Source organism: Sphingobacterium sp. 1.A.4, from assembly GCF_002734245.1.
Classification (GTDB): domain Bacteria; phylum Bacteroidota; class Bacteroidia; order Sphingobacteriales; family Sphingobacteriaceae; genus Sphingobacterium; species Sphingobacterium tenebrionis.
Window position 1 is genome coordinate 1 of the sequence record NZ_PEAZ01000032.1, and the last position, 600, is coordinate 600.

The 600-nt window shown below is 48.7% G+C and carries 1 protein-coding gene; it reads right to left on the bottom strand.

The genetic code is table 11. The features are described from left to right. Positions 1 to 600, bottom strand: a 600-nt coding sequence (locus CRJ00_RS02675) for a transposase (protein WP_144038075.1), incomplete at both ends; no start/stop codon positions are given.

Here is a 600-nt window from a genome sequence, read left to right on the forward strand (position 1 = left end):
CACGGCATCGGTATCGGTCTTGCTATAACTATTGCGATCTCCCAGTACTTCCAGTTGCTCCTCATATTTCTCTAGTCGGGGCAGATAGTCGTCTTCAAGCTTCCTCAGCTGCCTATCGGTAGATCTATCCACTCCTTTGAGCTTGGCATTGATCGATTTGATCTTTTCCCTCAGCTGGGCACTATCGATGGCCCTGCCGACCTGCTGATCCCCTAATGAAGATTGGTCCTGGCTGATCTGTGCATCGATATCCGAAAGGACCGAAGCGATGTTCGCCTCCAGCTTTATCTTGTTCTTCTCAATCGATTTCTTCCAAACGAAGGTATAACGACCGGCGGCCGATTCGATCTTGGTACCATCTACATACTGGACTTTCAGGCTGACATACTCCATATCATGCAGCATCCGAACGATACTGGCAAACAGCTCCTGTATCTGTCCCTTAAGACGCTTTCCCCTGAAATAATTGATCGTACGGTAATCCGGTGTACTGTTGCCCGAAAGCCACATGAAATGGATGTTCTCGTGCAGGGCGCGCTCGATCTTGCGGCAAGAATAGATATTGCTCAGATACGCGTAGAACAGTACCTTAATGAGCAT